Origin of the sequence: Nostoc sp., assembly GCF_036916735.1 — a bacterium.
Classification (GTDB): domain Bacteria; phylum Cyanobacteriota; class Cyanobacteriia; order Cyanobacteriales; family Nostocaceae; genus Nostoc.
Genome location: NZ_JBALFV010000097.1, coordinates 81,344 through 102,093 on the forward strand (window position 1 = coordinate 81,344; position 20,750 = coordinate 102,093).

The window sequence follows — 20,750 nt, forward strand, 5'->3', positions numbered from 1 at the left end:
TGTTTCATCCCCTAAAAGGCGTAAAATGACAAGCATCTAGGGGATGAAAAATCATGGGTGCAAACTTGATTGAACAACTGCGGCAAGTTAAAGACTTTCGGACTAAGGACGGGCAAAGGCACCAATTGTGGCTGGTGTTGCTGTTTGTGATTATGGGAACAATGAGTGGCTACGTAGGTTATCGTGCATGGGGGGACTTTGTCAAACGCCATCGTCGTGTATTGATCGAGAAATTTGGAATTGAAAAACATGGCGTGCCTTCCTACTCGACGATCAGGAGGATACTAATAGGAGTAGACTTTGATATTCTGGCAAAAATCTTCAATCAGTGGGCGCAAAACTACGTTCATGTGGATGCATCTGAGTGGTTTGGAATTGATGGTAAAAGTATTAAATGAACTGTAAAAGAATAGAGAATTGAGTATCAAAGTTTTTATATATTATACCGATATTTACTGATAAAAGAGGGCTAGTCTTAAGTATGGGCAAATTGGAGAACAAGCAGGGTAGTGAAATTAGCACAGTCCAAAATTTAATTGCGTTATTAGATATTCAGGATGTCGTTTTCAGTTTAGATGCTCTACATTGCCAAAAAAAACTTGCCAGCTAATTATTGATGGTGGCAATGACTATGCGGTAAGCGAAGCCATGCCGTTGGGCTTATCGCACTGAAAGCAAATCAAAAAAACTTGTATTGCCAAATTCGACAAAATACCGAGAACTCCAAGTCAACAAGTCGCTACATCACAGTTGAAAAACAAGGGAACCGAGTTACAAAGCGTACTGTAGAAGTTTTTCATGATTTAACTGGTATCAGTCGAGAATGGGTTGGGTTAGAATCCTTAATTAAAGTTGAAACAATAGGCACTCGTGAAGGCAAACCATATCACCAAGTTGCTTACTACATCAGTAGCAAGGTCTATTCAGCAATTGATTTTGCCAAGGGGATTCACGGACATTGGGGTATTGAGAATCGTCTTCATTGGGGAGGCAGCGAGCGCTGTGGGCGGGTTTCCCGACTTGAGGCGACTGCCGTTCAAGGATGTAATTTTTGATCAAGATCATTCGACCATACGTATGGGTAACGCCCCTGCAAATCTGTCGGTTATGCGAACGATGCCTTCGGCAAAGCTTCGCTAACGCACTCAATATTTTGCGCCGAAATAGTTATTCCTCCATCACCCAAGCCCAGAGATTTACCTTTAATGATATTGACAAACTCTTATCCCTTGTGGAATGAAACAGCCCTGCTTTTTAAGGGGGTCGCCGTAGGCGGGGGGATCTTAACTGAACCGTATTGATAGGCGATCGCTCAAGTAAAGAACCAAATAATTCTCAACAACCTCAAGGCCAAGGATGCGGAATTGGTAGAAGGGCTTAATCAGCACTGGCAACAGCAAAAGTAGTCGTACCTTGGCTCTAAAGTCAACACAATTGCCCGACCAATACCTTTTACTGCACCTGTAACAATGGCAACCTAATCTTTAAGTTACTCTGACACAAAATAAATTCCTTCTACATTACCCTATATAGGTTACTCCTTCCTGGTAGAAAAACTTTAGGCACTTACTATAACAAAGTCATCACTACTTGGTAAGATTATACAGGGTTGAATTTTATAACCACCGTTGTATTTACAAGAGTTATCATGGAGCAGTTTGATATTTAACGATTTTTTATCTAAACTCTGATGAATAATCGTTAAGCAAAGAAAATCTATCTTAAGATATCAATTCTTTGTACAAAAGATAGTTGCTCACAATATAAGTATTGTGAGAAAAGACATGGTAATCATCTACTTTGCCTAACAGAAAGGAGGGACAATTTGTCAGACAACTATTTGGATGACTATAGACTTTCAAAAGGTGAAGCAGAGAATAGCCTTAATTACTGCTCAGATTGAGGAAGTGCTAATTAAGTACCATACTCTAGATTAAATCTCCAAATTGAAAGGCGAGAAAAACTAATTCGGGTAATAATTTGTTATTCGATAGATATTGCTTGTGACTGACTGATCCAACTCCTATTAGCACAGATCGCTGGAAATAAACTTACTATTTCATTACAGCCAAAGTCCAAAATTAGAGCTTTTGACTTGCGCCTTGCGGTACTAGCCTGTCTCTCGGATTATTCCAGATAAAAGTGTTGTAACTATAATGAAGCACTCTCCAAAATCAGAAAATAACCAGAAACCATTTAATCGTCGTTTATGGCTCCTGATCTTAGGACGTAGCAGTTTGGCTCTCGGTGTCGTTTTGCTGGTTGGAATTGCAGTCGGTGCTTGGTGGGCTAGAAACTACATATATAAAGATTTAGCACCATTAGTACAGCAAAATCTCGAACAATTGCTTGGACGTCCAGTAAAAGTAGGGAAAGTTGATCGTTTTTCGCTAACTAGTTTAAGATTTAGCTCTCTATCAATACCAGCAACTTCCACCGATCCAGATCAGGTAGTGGCAAAAGCCTTAGATGTGCAGTTCTCGCCCTTGCAACTCCTCCTTACCCGAAAATTAGCATTAAATGTTACGTTAGTTCAACCCAATGTCTACATCCAACAGGATCAAGATGGCCGCTGGGTCACAGCCCAAGTTAAGGCTGCGGAAGGAAAAGGTACTATTCAAACTGAGTTGGAAACACTTCAAATTCAAGATGGGAATGTAGAGTTATCCCCAGCCTCCGCACCAACTAGACCGAAAGGGTCAGTAATATTAAATCAATTTGGTGGTATTGCCCGATTTTTTGATCAAAATCAACGAATTGGTTATGACATTAATGGTCAACTTGCTAGAGGAGGTACAGTTAAAATCTCTGGTGAGACACAAACAAAAGCTCAAGAAACTAACCTAAAGCTGCAAACACAAAATTTACAAGCATCTGATATAAGTCGATTAATTGAGTTGCCAATTGCCTTGCAAGCAGGGCGTTTAGATGTTGACTTAGGGGTTCAAATTCCACCAAAACTGTCAGAAATAGCCGTTACAGGAACAGCTACAGCTAATCAAATCGCTGCTAAAATTTCTAAGATTCCTCAGCAAGTTTCTAATTTAAATGGCAGATTTATATTTCAAGGTCAGACGGTTTCTTTAGAAAATCTGAATACGAACTTTGGCAAAGTTCCTCTTGTGGCTAATGGAACAATTAATACCCAAACAGGTTTTAATCTCTCTGCTCAAATAAAACCTGTTAGCGCGAAAAATATCTTAGACACGCTGAATGTAAATTCGTCAATCCCAGCTAGTGGCGAAGTTCAAGCAAATATTAAGGTAGGCGGCGCACTACAGCAACCAGTCGTTAACGGTACGGTAAGCAATACAAAACCTATTCAAGTTGATCGCGTTCTCTTCACAGCCGTAAATACTGATTTCCGCTTGAATGTATCTCAAACTGTATCTCAAATTGCTGTCTCTAATCTGAAAATAGTCCCCGCAGCAGGTGGTCAAATCACAGGAGGCGGTCAAGCTTATATCGGAGCCAAACATGACGTAATATTTAATGCTCAAGTTGATGGTGTATCTGGGGATATACTAGCGCGTAGCTACGGCGTTGCTCTACCGATCGCAGTTGGCAATATTTCAGCAAAAGCAGAAGTTACTGGTTCATTTGGCAAACAACCATTAAAACTTGATGTTTCCAGTGTTCAAGTAACGCCGCCAACAGGAGGAAAAATTACCGCCAGTGGTCAAGTTCAACTAGCTCCCCAAGGTGAAGTAGCTTTAGGTATTCAAGCTCAAAATTTACCAGGAAATGCGATCGCTCAAGGTTACGGTATTTCAACTCCAATTAATATTGGTGGTATATCTGCAAACGCCAAAGTTACTGGTTCTCTAAATAGACCATTAAACGTAAATGTTGCTAACGTTCAAGCAAATCCAGAGGTGGGAGGGCAAGTAACAGCTAGCGGTCAACTTCAGCTTGCACCGCAAGGTAGGGTGGCGTTGAATGTCCAAGCACAAAATTTACCAGGAGATGCGATCGCAAAAGCATACAACTCATCACCATCCATCACCATTGGGAATGTATCAGCAAATGCCAATATTTCTGGTACACTGAGCAATCTGCAAACAGTAGCGCGGGTGCAAGCGCCGAAAGCCACCTATCCCACTAGCGGACGAGTTGTTGTTACCAAACAAGGACAGAATATCGTCTTTCCAGATGCGGTTTTGAACGTAGCAGGTGGGACAATCAGAGCTAGTGGTCAACTTGCACAACAACGCTGGCAGGCTTCTGTGAATGCCCAACAGCTGCAATTGAGCCGTTTTAAACAGATACCACCCCAGTTCCAGGGAGTTTTAAGCAATGCGGCGTTGAATTTGTCAGGAAGCACTGCTTCTTTCCAACCCTCAACCATTCAAGCTACAGGGCAAGCAAGACTGAATGTAGCAGGAGGTGCGGTTAATGTCAGCAATATTAACCTTGATGCTGGTCGCTGGCAAGGGGTTGTCAACGCTTCTCAAATTCAACTCAACCGGTTCTCACCACAACTACGAGGACGGCTCAATAGCAATATTAAGTTAACAGGCACAACACAATCTTTCCAGCTTGCAGATATTCGCGCCGCCGGACAAATCAGCCTTCCCCAAGGAGTAGCGCAGCTGGCAAAACCACTGACTGCACAATTTCAGTGGAATGGACAGCAGATTATCGTTGAAAACGCAAGTACCTCAGGATTCAGTGCTAATGGTGCGATCGCTATTCAGTCTCCACCAAGTGGCACACCTCAGATTGCCGGATTTAATTTAAATGTACTGGCACAGAATTTCAACTTAAAAAATACAGGCTTTCAAGTTCTTGGAGATGTAGCCATAGCGGGGTTACTTGATTTTAATGGGCAAGTTACAGGTACTCCAGATGTACCGCAAGCTAACGGTAATATCCGCCTGCGGAATTTCAATGTAAGTAACTTGAAATTTGACCCACTTTTAACTGGAAACGTGAATTTTCAGGGAGGACAAGGAGGAAGTCTGCGATTAGGCGGGAAGCAAGATAGGATAGCGCTTAACGTGGGTGCAGATTATCGTCCGACTTCATTTTTAGTCAAGCGGGGTGAGGCAGTTTCCACAGGTAGAACTGAGGGAGATAACTTATTCATCAACGCTCAACAGTTTCCTATAGCTTTGGTTGGCGGCTTTTTACCTAACAATCAATTGAAACCTTTGGGGGGGCAACTATCGGGGAATTTAGTTGTCAATCTGAATAATTATGCCATTGCGGGAGACGTTGCGATCGCTGGGCCTCGTGTTGCCAGAGTCGCAGCAGATGAATTTCGCGGCAGCATCAATTATGCTGATGGTACTGCTAGCTTGACTAATGGTCAATTGCGGATTGCAGATAGCAACATTGCCCTGAGTGGAAATGTAAAAACAGGGAATGACCCGCAATTTCAATTCCAAGCTAATTTAGACCAAGCCAGAGTTGAAAGACTTCTACAAGCGTTTAATATCTTTGATTATAAAGACCTTGGTACAGGATTGCAGCCTCCGAAGTTGGCTGGAGCAGAAGTACTTGATACCAATCCTGTCAGTTTGCCCAATGCAGATTTGAAAACCCAGTTAGCATATTATTCTAATATTGCAACATCCGTAGCAAAACAACAGCAACAAGAAACCAGAAAAGAGGCATCTTTGCCTACCCTTGCAGAATTAACGGGTGTTTTGAGCGGAGGAATTACAGCTAATGGCTCGTTAAAATCTGGGTTAAATGTCGGCTTTAATTTCCAAGGTGCTAATTGGCAATGGGGTGAATACTCCATTAATCAAGTCGTTGCTCAAGGCAATTTTGCTGATGGTGTAGTCACACTTTCGCCCTTGAGTATTGGGATAAATCAAGGACTGGTGGCTTTTAACGGACAGTTAGGAACTGAGCAACTATCTGGAAAGTTGAATGTAGCAAGTCTACCTCTATCGCTTTTACAACCTTTTATAGAAAAATACCCGATAGATATCACTGGTAATGTAAATGCTGATGCCACCTTGGGAGGTAATTTACAAGATCCGAGAGTGCAAGGAAAAGTGGCACTAGCCAATGCAACTCTCAACAAGCAACCTGTGCAAACAGGACAGGTGAACTTTGACTACAACAATGCTCGCTTGAATTTTGACAGTACTTTGTTAGTGACTGGAACCCAACCAGTTACAGTTACAGGTAGCGTACCTGCTGCTTTGCCTTTTGCCAAAGTGCAACCAGATAGCAATCAAATCAACATCAACGCCAACGTGAACAATGAAGGGTTGGCACTGTTAAACCTGTTGACCAACAATCAAGTCGCTTGGGTAGACGGTCAAGGGCAAGTAGATTTAAACGTTCGGGGTACTTTAAACGAACCAATTATTAACGGAAATGCTACACTCAACAATGCAACTTTTCGCGCTCAAGCCTTATCTGAACCCCTAACAAATGTCACAGGGACAGCGCAGTTTAATGGTGATACAGTGAATGTCTCAGGTATCCAAGGTATTTACAATAAGGGGCAAATAAATGCGTCAGGTATCCTGCCAATTTTAAATCCTCAGCAAGCCCTAGCGAATCCCCTGACAGTATCAATAGCAGACAAACTCAATTTTAAGCTTCCAGGACTGTATCAAGGCGGTGTCGGCGGCGATATTGTAATTCGCGGAACAGCACTAAAACCTGTAATTGGTGGAGAGATTCAGCTCAGTGATGGTCAGGTAATCATTGGAAATTCTACTCCTAAGACAAAAAAATCAGCAGCTACAGAGCAAGCTAATACTAACGTCATAAATAGAGAAGAGGTTACAGTTAATCTCACACCTACAGCAGAGAGTAATGCTACCCCAGTTACTACAGCAGATACTAACGCTAGTGCAGTAACTCCACCCAATTTACCTATACAGTTTGGAGATTTAAGATTAAGTTTAGACGACAAGATTCGTGTTATTACTCAGTCACCACTCGACTTTATACCAGGAGGAGCCGTATTCAGTCAGCCGCTATTGAGCTTTGACGCCAAAGGTGACTTGACGATTAATGGTACATTAGCCAAGCCGCTTCCTGAAGGAGTAATTCGTTTGACAGGAGGACGAATCAGCTTATTTTCCACTGAGTTTACCTTAGCCCGAGGTTACGAACAAACTGCGCGGTTTACTCCAAGTCAAGGGCTTGACCCTACTTTGAATGTCCGACTTACCGCAATTGTACCGGAAACATCAGCAAGAAACAGTCAAGTTTTGGAATCACCATTGTCTGCTGAAGTCAGCGATATTTCTGCTAGCAACTTTGGGACTTTACGTACCGTTACCGTTCAAGCCAGGGTCAACGGCCCTGCTAGTAAATTAGGCGACAGTCTAGAGTTGACAAGTGAACCTAGCCGTAGTAAGGGAGAAATAGTTGCTTTACTGGGTGGCTCGATTCTGAATTCTTTTGGTCAACAAGCAGATGCAGGACAAGGGCTGACTAATTTCGCTAGCTCTACTATTTTAGGTGGTTTGCAAGGAACTATTACTGCGATCGGACAGGCTGTTGGTTTCAGCGAATTTCGGATATTTCCCACGCCTACCACTAGTAATGAAACAAGGACAGCTTCAGTTCTGAATTTATCAGCAGAAGGTGTATTTGACATCAATAGAAATTTCTCTGCCTCTTTATCACGGCCTTTATCTACAGATGAGTCTTTTCGTTATAACGTGCTTTACAGACTCAATGATGAAATTTTGATGCGAGGCTCAACTAATTTAGGGGATGAAAATCAATTACAAGTTGAGTATGAAACTAGATTTTAGATAAATACAGTTTAACTTTCGTAGTGGCGGGCTAAAAGTTTTTTCTCTTGTCTCTGTTTCCTCTGTACCTCTGCAGTAAGCTGCTTTGCGTCTACATTAAAAAATTAATTGACTTTGATAAAGAGTTTTAGCCTTAACCCAACTGTATTGTACTATATCGCAATAAAGTTAACAGATGTTTCAATGTCTTCTTGTTTGATGAAGATTTGCCAATTTTGTATAATCAGTATTTGTAGATTCTATTGCAACTTCTGGATATTTTATCGTTAGTAATTTGTCATGGTATTGGCAGCAGAGTTCAAATTAGAGGAAATCTTAGTAGGTATAATGCCAGTCCCAACGTTTAATGGGATCGGTGTTTTGAGACTGTTGTTCTCCAGATCGAGAATTTCTTGGATTATTGCAAATTATGACAGGTTAAAACGGCGAACAGACATAATATGGTTCCAATTTTTAAGGTTAGAAAAAGATACCTTCTACGCTCCTTCCTTCTAGAAATGACATGAAAGACGCTTTTCCAAAGCTATTTGCTGTTAACAGTTAGCTGCTAACTTTGTTACATCATGACAATGACATTTCTCATGGCAAGAGAGCGATCGCACAAATACATAACATTCAAATAGCAATATAGTTGATGCATCATAACATCATTATATTATATTCTGCACTTCAAAATGTCATTCTTAAATGCTTCAAAAAGTATTACAAATAATAAATTTTTAAGTATTAACACTGAGGTAATTTAGGCTTTTGGCGATGCTGATAGCGACTCTTACCTACGGTAGGCTGCGCGAACGAGCGTGATAGCCCGTCGTAGACATTGCTATTCAACTATCATTAGGACAAGAATTGTAATATTTGTATATTACAAAACGAAGTGCGGAATGTGGGGTAAAAGCCAATATAGTTTAGTTAAGCTTTTTTCTCTCATCCTGCCTTAACAGATAAATTTGCTTAACCCAAGCGTATTGGGGTAAAAGCATTCAACATAAAAAACCCTACAATCGCGTGTGCTTGTGATTGTAGGGCTGGAGTATATGAGGTGTCGCATTATGAAATCTTTTAGATTGTATGTAAAGATTTGAAACGGATTAAACAACTGCGGGAGGATATCTCGATAATGCTGGGGTTATAGTTTGAAGATAGATTATCGAAACTAACTGTGCTTCCCAAAACAAATGCTTAGTTTACATTATCAGAAAACTTAAATCTTAATCGGCTCAACCATGACCAAGAAAAATTTGCTTGGCAACGAAATTTTCACATTAGACAATATTCTTTCACCACAAGAATGTGCTGAGTATATTACTTTAACCGAAAACATTGGTTATACAGATGCTCCTATTACTACCATCCGAGGTTTTGAAATACGTCCCGACATTCGCAATAATCAGCGTGTCATCCTAGATGACCAGGAACGGGCTTTTCATTTATGGCAGCGTGTATCAAATTATATACCTAGTACCATTGGCCGATGGCAAGCGGTAGGATTGAATGAGCGTTTTCGTTTCTATCGCTATGACCCAGGTCAGAGGTTTGCGCTTCATCATGATGGTTCTTATCGGCGGACTAACGGTGAGGAAAGTCTATTGACTTTCATGATTTACCTTAATGAAGGTTTTGAAGGCGGTAATACCCTTTTTCATCTTTCTCGCCGATACTATGAAGATTTGCCTAATATTGCTGTGATTCCCGTAACAGGTATGGTTTTATGTTTTGTCCATGAATTACTACATGAAGGCGCTCCTATTATCCAAGGACGGAAGTACGTTTTACGCTCAGATATTATGTACCGTCACAGCCTCAACCAGCATCATTCCTTCAACGCTCAGGTTTAACACCCCGCTTTATCAGTCACTAAATTCACTTAATAGTATGTCTTATTAATTACAAAAAGTGAATAAGTAAGTTCGTAATAAGGACTAAAGTCCTAGATTTTTAAGCGCTGAAGTACTTATTATGAACCCAGCAAAATTAATCAGACAGACCAATATTGTCAGCAAAGTTAGAAGTGTAACTACCTCTAGCCTATCACTGATGATTTGGATGTTCATGATTTGTGGTTACAGATGATACTGCTGTTACCACACTTTCTTCTTGGGCTTGCATTTCCAGTAATTGGGGAATCGTCACAAATCGATAGCCTTGGGCCTTCAAACCTGCGATCATCTCTGGTAAAGCCTTGACAGATTTGGAACGATTACCGCCCCCATCATGCAACAGTACAATTGCACCTGGTTTTGCTTGTTTGAGCACATTTTTTACCAGCATTGGCACTTGAGGCGAACGACGTTCAGCGTCTCCCGACTGTTCTGACCACATCATGACAGCGTACTTCTCGTTTCTGGCGTATTGGGCTAGTCCATTATTCAGAAAGCCACCGGGGGGACGAAATAGAGTCGTTTTCTCTCCTGTCGTCTTGTAGATGATGTCTGCTGTGCGATCAATTTCACTAGATGCAGTGGCTCCATCCATTTGAAAATACCAATGATGCCATGTATGATTGCCAATTACATGACCATCAGCAGCCACTTGCTTGGCAACTTGGGGAAAATATTTCACCATTTGCCCAACCATGAAGAATGTCGCCTTGATATTATTTTTCTTTAAAATTTCTAAAATCTGCGCCGTATTTTTGGGACTAGGGCCATCATCAAAAGTCAGGGCAATGACTTTCTCATTTGCTTTTAGTTTCGCTTGATAAACAATTGTTCCTTCAAAAGGCTTTGGCACTTCATTCATCTTGACTGTGGCTAGGGTGATAGCCACAGCAGATGCACTCATTACCCTATCTGAATTCGTTTTAGCACTCTCGCCTTTTGGCTTTTGAATTCCCAACAGTTGGTCAAGTCTAGTTATGCCTACAAGCAGACTAATACTTACACTACTGACACCAACAGCCAATATAACAGTTACTACCTTTAGTAACAGCGATAATTTTCGATTAGACACATTAAATCTCCTTAAATATTTAGTCATTAGTCATTAGTTATTAGTCACTTGTACTGAACGACTTGTGCCGAACATCTCGACTACTTCGACTATGCCTTTCAATTACGCCCCTCGGCTACTTCGACTGACTTCGACTACGCTCAGTACAAGTCGCTCAGTACAAGTCCGCTCGGGCTGAACTCAGGACAAGGTAAGTACAAGTTCGCTCGATGGAACCAGAGCCGAGGTAAGCCGAAGTATTGGTCATTAAGTCAATAGTTAATCTCCCCCCTACCTTCCCTTGCCTTGCCTGCCCCCTTACTTCTTATTCTCCAATTCCCTGTTACCTCACTCGTACTTGGTTGTAAATTAATATATCTGTTGCTAAAAGAATAAAAGAATAAAATACATTGAAACATCGCAGCTAAAGCTAAAGAAAGTCCCAATTTAATCTACACTAATTGGTCGCTTATGTACAAAAGTGTTTTTAGTAAGCTGAATAAAATAATACCCAGTGGATTTAATCGACTAATAATGGCAGTATAACCGTAACTAAGAGAAATGCCAGTCCGTAGGTGAACAAAAGAGACCAAAAGTTTGCATACAGCAGCTAAGGGACTGACAAATAAAAAAATATCTCATCACTTTTAGGGCAAGGGAGTAGGGAACAGGGGGAGGAAAAATCGTTTTGATTCCAAAAATTGGATAATTTACTTTTTAGTGTTCCCTAAACTTGTTAATCCACCACTAATTAACAGAGTTAGCCAAATTGTGGAACGCCAAATAGCCCATCGTAGGCATCGCTTTTTATCCCAGTATATATCGCAGCCTTAGTATTAATGCTTCATATTATTAATTCTGAGGGGTAAGAGAACGAACCGCATAGACGCAAAGCGTCCGTGGCTCTACTCCTGATTTGTACTGTAAAATGTATTAAATGAAGCGAAAATTCCAACAATATTTTTGGCATTGTGCCTTAGTTGTGTTTTTGGCATTAACTGGATGTGGATGGAATATGCAGTCAGCACAAGCACTGCTGCGTCAACACCATGATTCTCCTGGTGTTTTACGCTACCACTCACAAGTATCTATCAAAGATGAAAAAGGACATGCTTGGCAAGTGCTACTGTTCAAACAGAATTACAATAGTCCGATAAAAGAGTTGCGGTTGCGCTTGGTTGCTTTTCCAGGCGTTGTTGAAATTGTTCACCCCCAACCATTGTTGATTGAGACAGCAGTAGGAAAATTGCTAAATGCATCGGATGCATACGCTTTAAATGCACCCGTTCCTAATGTAGGCGAATATAACTTAACTGATATCTTGCCTAAATTGCCAACAACTGATGGACTTAAACTCTATGTGCCACTCTCTAGTGGACAGCAATTGGTTCTTAATATATCTAACACTGTAGTAACTGAGTGGCAATTACTAGTTACAGAAATTGATTAACTGTATCCACCAATGGTAAAGTTTAATCTAAAAGGATTCAACATAAAAATAAACCAATGGTGATGTGGGGTATGATAACTGCCTTCAAGCTAGAAATCCCAGTCTTCATGCGCTGATAGCTTCCCACATCACATGCAACACTTGTAATATTAGTCTTGAGACTCCTCAGAATTAGGTTCTGATTCGGTTTCAAGTTCTTCTGTTTTAACTTTGACTGGAGGTTTAACAGGTTTTGGACCGCGTGCTAGGGCAGGATTCCCTTGCTGCCTGTTTTCTTCTCCAGATGATGCTTTTTTACCCTTGTCAGACGAGCGATTACGGCTCGGTTTTGAGCTTTTAGGGTTGGATTCAATAGGAGGTATAAAATCCTTATTTTTGGAATTGTTGTCAGTGCTTCCTTGGGACTGACGTTCCGATTTCTTAATTGGGCGTTCTACCATTGTTTATTTTTATAAATTTATCTGTATAGTACATCGGTTTGGTGACTATAAAATCTGCTTTTTTAGGCAAAACCTACGCAGTATTAGGTGCGTTGTAAATAATGTAACGCACCCTAAAACTAATCAACAAAATCAGGTCGTGCCTTTCTGGTTGATTTCAACTTTTGCTCTAAAACTGCCCAATTTTCTTGCTCAATTAAGTTAGTCAACTCATCGAGATTGTGACGATACTGTTGGAGCGATCGCAGCAATGCTTGACGATTATACCGGGCCATCATCACACCCAACTCTGGATTCCCACCACCCACACGGCTGGTATCCCGAAAACCTGAACTAGCTAACTTTTGAGCTAATTCCAAAACATCGGGGTCAGTTTCACTCAAACAAGCAGCAATCAACGAGGAACTGACCATTACAGGTAAATGAGAAATCCAACTAACAGCGCGGTCATGTTGCTCTGGTTGACAATAGTAAATTTTAGCCCCAAGCGATCGCACAATTTCCTCCACAACTGTAATTGCACTAGTTTTTGTTGTAGTTATCGGTGTTAGTACATAAGGTTTATCAACAAATAAATCTCGCTGTGCAGCTTCTATGCCACTATCTGTTCTTCCCGCCATTGGGTGACCGCCGATAAAATTATCCCAAAGAGGAGAAATCGCCTTGACTATCTGTGCTTTCGCCGAACCTACATCAGTAACAACGCAAGAAGCAGACAAATAAGCGATCATTTCCTGAAATTGGGGCACAATAAGCGCTAGAGGTGTACAAATAAATACAACCTCTGCGGCTGCCAATAGGCTCAGATCAACAGATGCTTGATCGACACAGCCCAGAGCAACTGCCTTTTGACAAGTGGATTCACGGCGACTGACTCCTAAGATATGATGTCCAAGCGATCGCAAATCAAAACCCAAAGATCCGCCTATCAGTCCCAATCCTAAAATCCCAATATTCATTTTTGATTTTGACATTCCGTTTTTTATGACTTTACCAACTATTAAAGTTGGCATCCAAGGGGTAGCATCGATGACTGTAGACGAATTATTGGAACAATACGCGGCAGGAGTCTTAAACTTTAATGGTGTTGACCTCGCAGAAGCTAACCTGAGTGGGGCTAAACTCAGTGGCGTGAATCTTAGCGATGCTAATTTGAGTATAGTCAACCTGAGCGGCGCGAATCTGAGTGAAGCTAACTTGAGCAATGCCAAGCTGAATGTAGCAAGACTGAGTGGCGCAAATTTATGTAGCGCTATCTTAAACAACGCCAGTCTTAACGTCGCTAATTTGATTCGAGCCGATCTGGCCCGTGCTCAACTTAAAGGAACCTCATTGATCCGCGCTGAATTAATTCGTGCTGACCTCAGTCGCGCCGATCTGTTGGAGGCTAATCTCACCAGTGCCGATTTGCGGGAGGCGACACTCCGCCAAGCCAATCTCCGTCACGCTAACTTGAGTGAGACCCTATTGAAAGGCGCTTCCTTGACGGGAGCCAACTTAGAGATGGCTAACTTAAATGCCAGTGACCTGAGTCGTTGTGACATTAGCGGCGCAAATTTGCGAGATGCCGAACTCAGACAAGCAAATCTCAGACATGCTAACTTGAGCGGAGCAGATTTGAGCGGCGCGAACCTCCGATGGGCAGATTTGAGCGGCGCAAATCTCCGGTGGACAGATTTGAGCGGCGCAAAATTGAGCGGAGCTACTTTAATTGGTGCAGATTTAAGCAATGCCAATTTAACGAATACAATTTTCATCCACGCCGATTTAACTCAGACAAAATTAATCAGAGCGGAATGGATTGGTGCTGACTTAACAGGAGCAACATTAACTGGGGCAAAACTTTATGCCACCTCCAGGTTTGGTTTAAAAACTGAAGGCATGATTTGTGAATGGGTTGATCTTAGCCCGGCAGGCGATCGCTCCATTATCCAAAACTTCCATTCCCAAGAGTCACGAGATTTTTTTAACGAAACACCGCCAACAATCCGAATTATTGTTGATGCAGCTATAGAACACGAAGCCAATTTTGCTCTTGCTGGTGCTTATTATCAAATTGCTCAAGAATACCGGGGGCTGAAACAACCCCCAAGCATGGAAAGTGGGGCCCGTCGAACTGTTTTCACATTTTATCTAGATAGCGACGAAGCATTATTTCCCACTGCTTACATTGTGATTCTTCCCTTTCTAGATGCGGTATCTACCCAAAAGAATATTTCCAGGATGATGGAAATGATTAACAATGAAGTTGTTGATAACCAAAATTTAAAATCGCTAAAATCACCACAAATCGTAAAAGAATTAAATATTCTTGTAGAGCAAGCGATGAGTCAGGCTACAACCATTAAACAGATGAAAAAAAATATTGAAGTAGCTGCAAAGTTAAATTTTTGTAAAGCACCTAGCCAAATAATTTTAACGAATTCCAGCGCCCACACTTTGATTGTTCATGACAATCCTCTATTTGGAAAAAGATTTATTAATCGCTCCGCTCTCAATGCTGCTTCAGCTTATGATGATATATCCAGTGAACCAATAAAATATATATTGCCTTCGTTAAATATGGTTATAGATTTTGTCAAAGGATTTCACTATATTAATCATTAGTCATTGGGCATTAGGCATTAGACAAATGACAAATGACAAATGAATTTTGGAGGAAAGAATGCGCGATACCTTTAATAAAATGATCGGTCGAACTCGCTATGTAGTCTTTCGCCTATTTCTGCACTTAGGAGGAGGCGAGGTAGCACCAATTTTGGGAGTATTAAATAGTGCTGGACGAGATGCGATCGATGCCGATGGCAACTTAGAAGTTTTGGGAGAAGGATTGGTAGAAATTAGCCAAACCTTGCTGCAATACGATGAATATTGGCTTTCTGCTGCCAACGAAGGTGATGTATTTTTTGATGAAGGCGAGGCAGGAGATTATGTGAATGAATTATTTACTGACTCTGCCCAAAGATATCTTAGCGATCTAGGTTACAGTTCTGACTCTGGATTGAACGAGCCTTTATCTATACCTGTAACCCGCAACGTCATTGTGATGATTACAGTAGCTTATGAAGGAGAAGTACCACAGTTAGAAACTGATCTTTCTAACGTACAGGCACTTAAGGAAGGCTTCAAAGCATTGATAAATTTGCATTATAAACATAGATTTAGAGCAATCCAGGTACATTTTTCACCAGCACAATTAGGTGATGAACTCACTAGCGATCAACTGTTGCAATATTACCCGGAATTGATTCCTTTATAATATGTTGGGTAGTCCGTACTTACTACTCACATCCAGAAATTGTTAAGCTCAGAGATAGGACAATAATCCAATGATCATGACGATAGTACGTAAATTTACAGCCGTTTTTTTAGCTCTGAGTTTGTGTATGACAACTGTTGCTTGTGGTGGGGGAAACGAAGCTAATCCCCCAGCTAGGAACGTTAGTCAAAACTCTACTAACACGAAGCTAAGTGACGGTCAGTATCAAATACAACAAGCTACTTATGACGATGCAACTGGTGAATACAGCTTGTTTTTACTTAACAATAACCCCCCAACCTTTGCAACCGAAAATTTGCAAATGGCACGGTTAAGTGATGATGAAATCAAGCAGGGTAAGAAAACTTATCTAAAGATAGAAAAAGGTCAACCAATTTTATATCTGACGGAAGACTTTAAAATTGAGTACGTCCACAACGTCACGGAAAATAAAACTAATCCTCAAACAGGACAACAAGAGACTGTTGTAGTTCGTCGAGAAAATAGCTTCTGGGCACCATTTGCTGGATCTGTGGCTGGTAGCTTGGCTGGTCAGGCAATTGGTAGTATGTTGTTTAGACCCCAATATTATGTACCCCCTGTCTATCAATCAGGCCGAGGATTAACTGGCTTCGGTGGATATGGCGGAAGCTATGGCCAAGCAGTTGAGAGCTACCAAACTCGCTATAATGCACCACCAGCAGCAGTGACAAATCGCACTGCATTTCGCAGTACAGGAACAATTAGAAGGTCATATCCAGGAAATTCAACTATACGTAACACACCGCGTAGCACTACAGGTAATAACCGTCCTTCTGGTTCTGGTTTTGGTGGTAGTACGTTACGGCCATCTGGCAGAGCCACTTCACCTAGACGCGATTCTGGTAGTAGTTTTGGTAGTGGGCGTAGTTCAGCACCCCGCCGCTCAACTGGTTTCGGCAGCAGACGCCGTTAAACCAATTCGCAATGGGCAACTCTTGGAGACGCTAAAAGCGAATGCCCTGCTACGTTTGCAAAGCGTCTCGTAGAGAAAAGAGCAATTCCTACTCTTGCTACGCCCCGCTTCGCTATAAGCAAAGCTATGCCGCAGGCTTTAAGCAATTATGTTTTGTGACAGGGATTTAGATTTAGACTTCCATTTGCGCTGCTTGATAGAAGCTATACAACTTCAACGCCAAACTAGGTTGAAAAATTCCAAATTCAATCAATAGACTGCCTAAGAAGTAAAGGTAGTCTGGTGTATAAAGAAGTCGGAGACTTGACTTGTGAGTTTCCGGCTTCTCTTTATATATAGCAATCCTAAATGAGTTGTGAAAAATTATAGATAAGGAAACGAACCGCCTTTCCTTCACTAGAGAACGCTACGCGATGGCGCAGCCTCTCGTTATGCCAATTCTGTATGAAGATGCGCTAAACCATGTTTAAGGATAAGAAAGAAAAACGTAAACGCTGCATCGGCTTGCCGCAGGCTACCGCAAAGGACGCAAAGGAAAAAAGGAAGAGATATATAATTTTCACAAATGATTTAGGAATGCTATATATGCAATTTGTGAGAATTAATTATGAATTATTCGGTTAAATAATATGAAATACTAAATACAAATATTGCTAAGAGAACAGGAACCATTTTATTAAAATCTATTTGCTTTTTTTGAAACATTTCTAAATAAGACATTAGAATCATCAGAGGCCAGAAGATAGTTGTTACCAAAAACATCACACCTGATAACAATTTATCTTCTGGAGTAGAAGTAGGATGACGTAGAGAAAATATTAACCAATTGCTTAGAAAATAGCATGTCATGAATAGGTAAACAATACTTAAAGTCAGTTGTATCTGATTCATTGTGAGTACTCCTGAAGTTATGTGAGCTTCACTATATCCCAATCCAGATAATACAGATACTCGTAGGTACACGGTAATGGCGTGTCCCTAGCCAGTACCCATTCACCAGTACTCATTCAAATGAGAATCGCTATAAATTTTCTCTTCCCCTACCTCCCCCTGCTCCCTCTGCTCCCTTTGCCTCCCCTGCTCTCCTTTCTTCCTCACCCCCCGACATGAACGCCAGGACGCTTATTGGGATTCTTTTCAGCCCGACGGAGTACTTCACGGGTGACTACAGCAATATCACCTTCCCCAAACAAGATAAAACGCAGTAAATATTGTATGGGGTTGCCCTCAACCCAGCCAAAGTAAGCATGGGGAATCTTATTTGTTTGGTCACGAATATAGAGTAGTAAAGCCGCGATCGCATTAGGTACTGCTGCACTCTCAGCCCGGAGGATGCGGTAATCACCAACTTGCACCCCTTTTACTTTGATCACATCCGCAAATTCCGAAGCATCGGATACCTTAATTTCTAGAAACAGAATTGGATCGTTGGGTGGAATATGGTTGTCCTCGCGTACCTCTTTCTCTTTCATAAAATACTCTAGGACATCGCCCTTATTCAATCGATTAGCAATCAGCCTGATCGCTCCCTGGCTTTCTTCGGCAAGGAATTGGCCAGCAAGTTCGTCAACTTCGATCCGCTCTGTTCGCAGTTCCGTTGAACGCCAAACACGAGAAACCAGCGAGGTAAAAATGATCGCCCCGATGAAAAACCCAGCAATCCTAATACCTTCTGGTCTTTCGATGATATTGACAACAGTAGTATATATAAACAACAGTGTGATGATTCCAAAGACGAGTTTTGCCCGCTTCTGTCTGTGACGGTGAGCTGATAGGGTGACGGCAAAGGCAGCTGAGGTAATCAACACAAGCACACCAGTTGCGTAAGCCCCACCTTGGGCTTCCACATTTGCCCGGAAGATAATTGTGACCACAAAAGCGATCACTGTGTAGACTAACACTAAAGGTCGTGTTACTCGGGCCCAATTGGGTGCCATGCCATAGCGTGGTAGGTAGCGAGGCACAATATTCAGCAACCCTGCCATTGCAGATGCACCTGCAAACCACAAAATTGAAATAGTACTTAAATCGTAAATTGTGCCAAAGCCATTGCCTAGATATAGATGCGCCAGGTAAGCTAGGGCCCGTCCATTGGCTTTCCCCCCAGATGCAAATTCTGCGGCTGGAATCAGTAAAGTGGTTATAAAGCTGGTAGTAAGCAAAAAGAAGCTCATAATCACAGCAGCATTGGTGAGCAGCTTGCGTGTATTCCGAAGCCGCCCTTTGGAATGCTCTTGAGTGTCCTCACTGCTGCTCCCTTTTACCAGACCCATAACGGTCACGCCAGTCTCAAAGCCTGACAATCCCAGTGCTAGCTTGGGGAATATCAAAAGAGCGATACCGATTAGTATCAAAGGGTTGGAATGGCTTGCAAAAAGTGCAGTCTGCCAGTTAGCGATCACTCCCGGGTGAGTTAGGATCTGATATACACCGACGCCAACGACAATGAAGTTTAACACCAGATAAACTCCCACCAAAACTACTGCAATACCAATTGCTTCTCGGAAACCTTTGAGGAAAACTGCACCTAGTAATGCAACTAATACCAGGGTGATTTCAATCGTCTGATTGTGAAGCCAATTTGGAGCCAGCGGATTTTCGATGATATGGGCTGTAGCATCAGCAGCCGACAGGGTAATGGTAATAATAAAGTCGGTTGCCACAAAGCCTAGTAGGCACAGTACAAGTAATTTGCCTTGCCACCAAGGGAGCAAACGCTCTAACATTGCGATCGACCCTTCACCATGAGGGCTTTCGGCAGCAATGCGCCGATAGATTGGCAATGCTCCAAAGAGCGTCAGCAAAACCAGAATCAGGGTAGCCAGAGGAGAAAGAGCGCCAGCTGCCAGTGCTGCAATCCCAGGTTGATAGCCAAGAGTCGAGAAATAATCTACACCAGTCAAGCACATCACTTGCCACCAAGGATGCTGGCGATGTATTTCTTGCTTGCGGTGAGGTCTTTCCTTCTCTCGTCGGTCTTCTTCAAGCAACCAGTGGATGAACTGTCTGCTGAGGCGTTTTGTTGAAACAATTGATTTAGCCATCAAATACGGTTGTATTGCAAAAGTCGGCTTTGTGATTTTTAAGCCTTTGTGGTTTATTAAAATTTTCAACTACAAAGGTATAGCATTATTATTGTATGTTAAGCATCCTGTTCGATTTGCAAAATATATCGTAGCTGTTTGTAGCCGTCTAGCGTATTAAGTTAAATTGCAGACTTCAGTATATAAATAATAAATACTGTATCCGTATATTTTCGGTTTAACCCTTTAGCACTGTTTGCACCTTCAAGCTGCATCAGTTCTAAAAAAAGGGCACTGCTAAATAAGGCAGCTACGCAATTAGCAAATTTGTCCTAAGAGGTTGTTGTAAAAGAATGTTTAAAAAGTATTTTTGGTAACATCTTAGCCGCGTAAACCTGACCTACGGAGCGAGCTTTCCCTACAAGAGAATGGGGGTTTCAAAGCATCATTTCCTTTTGGGAAAGAAATAGAAGCGGGGTTTATAGTATACTTTGCGACTTTTCAAACAGTGTCAATTTTTCAGATTGGGAAGGTTGCTCATTATACTTACGTACTTGGTGGTATAGAGTTAAACCAGGCAATGCACCCTTAATAATCATACTCTTGCTTTATGCGATCGCACTTCTAGTGAGAAGTTTAAAACAGGCGATCACATCTAATACTTTACTACAGGCGAAGTCTACGACGGCCTACACTTACGCACTTCTGCTGATAGAGTTCAAGCTGGCGACACACCCTTAAGAATCATAATCTCGCTTCATGCGATCGCACCTCAACTTTCTCATGCATTCAACGTAGGAGAATATCATCTAAGCGAAGTTGCAAGCCAGGTAAAAGCGACGAATTAATTGCTTGATTTAGATATAGACGATTGACTCTTGTTGATACTTCTGAATATATTCTCGAAATTATTGTCGTTTAACTTCATCTCTTTCTTGATAACCATAAGTTTTTTT

At 41.6% G+C, this 20,750-nt stretch carries 12 protein-coding genes; 8 read left to right on the forward strand and 4 right to left on the reverse strand.

Going from position 1 to position 20,750, the window contains the following annotated elements; all coding sequences use genetic code 11:
- Nucleotides 1–53 precede the first annotated feature (53 nt).
- The 4 genes from V7L20_RS22435 to V7L20_RS22450 all read left to right on the forward strand — a co-directional run bounded on the left by V7L20_RS22435 (nt 54) and on the right by V7L20_RS22450 (nt 9,574).
- Complete coding sequence (locus tag V7L20_RS22435) at nt 54–398, forward strand: transposase family protein (RefSeq protein ID WP_334746203.1); 345 nt, start codon at nt 54–56, stop codon at nt 396–398.
- 270 nt (nt 399–668) lie between these two features.
- On the forward strand, nt 669–1,055 hold the full coding sequence (locus V7L20_RS22440; RefSeq protein ID WP_442943611.1) for an ISAs1 family transposase: 387 nt from the start codon (nt 669–671) through the stop codon (nt 1,053–1,055).
- 1,101 nt (nt 1,056–2,156) lie between these two features.
- A complete protein-coding gene (locus tag V7L20_RS22445; RefSeq protein ID WP_334746205.1) occupies nt 2,157–7,736 on the forward strand; it encodes a translocation/assembly module TamB domain-containing protein in 5,580 nt (1,859 codons plus the stop codon).
- Nucleotides 7,737–8,962: 1,226 nt separating this feature from the next.
- Nucleotides 8,963–9,574 (forward strand): prolyl hydroxylase family protein, encoded by a 612-nt coding sequence (locus tag V7L20_RS22450; protein ID WP_334746206.1) that lies wholly within the window; start codon nt 8,963–8,965, stop codon nt 9,572–9,574.
- A 193-nt stretch (nt 9,575–9,767) separates the two neighbouring features.
- On the opposite strand, the gene V7L20_RS22455 is transcribed toward V7L20_RS22450, so the two are convergent.
- Nucleotides 9,768–10,688 (reverse strand): polysaccharide deacetylase family protein, encoded by a 921-nt coding sequence (locus V7L20_RS22455; protein ID WP_334746207.1) that lies wholly within the window; start codon nt 10,686–10,688, stop codon nt 9,768–9,770.
- Between the two features lie 916 nt (nt 10,689–11,604).
- Here V7L20_RS22455 and V7L20_RS22460 point away from each other — a divergent pair.
- Nucleotides 11,605–12,117 carry a DUF3122 domain-containing protein gene (locus V7L20_RS22460; RefSeq protein WP_334746208.1) on the forward strand — a complete coding sequence of 171 codons (513 nt, stop codon included), beginning with the start codon at nt 11,605–11,607 and terminating at the stop codon, nt 12,115–12,117.
- Between the two features lie 149 nt (nt 12,118–12,266).
- On the opposite strand, the gene V7L20_RS22465 is transcribed toward V7L20_RS22460, so the two are convergent.
- Together V7L20_RS22465 and V7L20_RS22470 are read right to left on the reverse strand one after the other, a co-directional pair.
- On the reverse strand, nt 12,267–12,557 hold the full coding sequence (locus V7L20_RS22465) for a hypothetical protein (protein ID WP_334746209.1): 291 nt from the start codon (nt 12,555–12,557) through the stop codon (nt 12,267–12,269).
- A 119-nt stretch (nt 12,558–12,676) separates the two neighbouring features.
- Entirely contained in the window at nt 12,677–13,516 is an 840-nt protein-coding gene (locus V7L20_RS22470) for a prephenate/arogenate dehydrogenase (RefSeq protein WP_334746219.1), read from the reverse strand.
- A gap of 70 nt (nt 13,517–13,586) precedes the next feature.
- Between V7L20_RS22470 and V7L20_RS22475 the strand changes: the two genes are divergently transcribed.
- The 3 genes from V7L20_RS22475 (at nt 13,587) to V7L20_RS22485 (ending at nt 16,771) form a co-directional block, all read left to right on the forward strand.
- Nucleotides 13,587–15,164 (forward strand): pentapeptide repeat-containing protein, encoded by a 1,578-nt coding sequence (locus V7L20_RS22475; protein ID WP_334746220.1) that lies wholly within the window; start codon nt 13,587–13,589, stop codon nt 15,162–15,164.
- Between the two features lie 58 nt (nt 15,165–15,222).
- Nucleotides 15,223–15,816 carry a DUF1517 domain-containing protein gene (locus V7L20_RS22480; protein ID WP_334746210.1) on the forward strand — a complete coding sequence of 198 codons (594 nt, stop codon included), beginning with the start codon at nt 15,223–15,225 and terminating at the stop codon, nt 15,814–15,816.
- Between the two features lie 70 nt (nt 15,817–15,886).
- Entirely contained in the window at nt 15,887–16,771 is an 885-nt protein-coding gene (locus tag V7L20_RS22485) for a hypothetical protein (RefSeq protein ID WP_334746211.1), read from the forward strand.
- 1,094 nt (nt 16,772–17,865) lie between these two features.
- Here the strand turns inward: V7L20_RS22485 and V7L20_RS22490 are convergent.
- Entirely contained in the window at nt 17,866–19,815 is a 1,950-nt protein-coding gene (locus V7L20_RS22490) for an amino acid transporter (RefSeq protein ID WP_334746212.1), read from the reverse strand.
- Nucleotides 19,816–20,750 lie beyond the last annotated feature (935 nt).

Coding starts and splice junctions, on each gene's coding strand:
- V7L20_RS22435 (WP_334746203.1), top strand. CDS start 54: ATGGGTGCAAACTTGATTGAACAACTGCGGCAAGTTAAAGACTTTCGG.
- V7L20_RS22445 (WP_334746205.1), top strand. CDS start 2,157: ATGAAGCACTCTCCAAAATCAGAAAATAACCAGAAACCATTTAATCGT.
- V7L20_RS22450 (WP_334746206.1), top strand. CDS start 8,963: ATGACCAAGAAAAATTTGCTTGGCAACGAAATTTTCACATTAGACAAT.
- V7L20_RS22460 (WP_334746208.1), top strand. CDS start 11,605: ATGAAGCGAAAATTCCAACAATATTTTTGGCATTGTGCCTTAGTTGTG.
- V7L20_RS22465 (WP_334746209.1), bottom strand. CDS start 12,557: ATGGTAGAACGCCCAATTAAGAAATCGGAACGTCAGTCCCAAGGAAGC.
- V7L20_RS22470 (WP_334746219.1), bottom strand. CDS start 13,516: ATGAATATTGGGATTTTAGGATTGGGACTGATAGGCGGATCTTTGGGT.
- V7L20_RS22475 (WP_334746220.1), top strand. CDS start 13,587: ATGACTGTAGACGAATTATTGGAACAATACGCGGCAGGAGTCTTAAAC.
- V7L20_RS22480 (WP_334746210.1), top strand. CDS start 15,223: ATGCGCGATACCTTTAATAAAATGATCGGTCGAACTCGCTATGTAGTC.
- V7L20_RS22485 (WP_334746211.1), top strand. CDS start 15,887: ATGATCATGACGATAGTACGTAAATTTACAGCCGTTTTTTTAGCTCTG.
- V7L20_RS22490 (WP_334746212.1), bottom strand. CDS start 19,815: ATGGCTAAATCAATTGTTTCAACAAAACGCCTCAGCAGACAGTTCATC.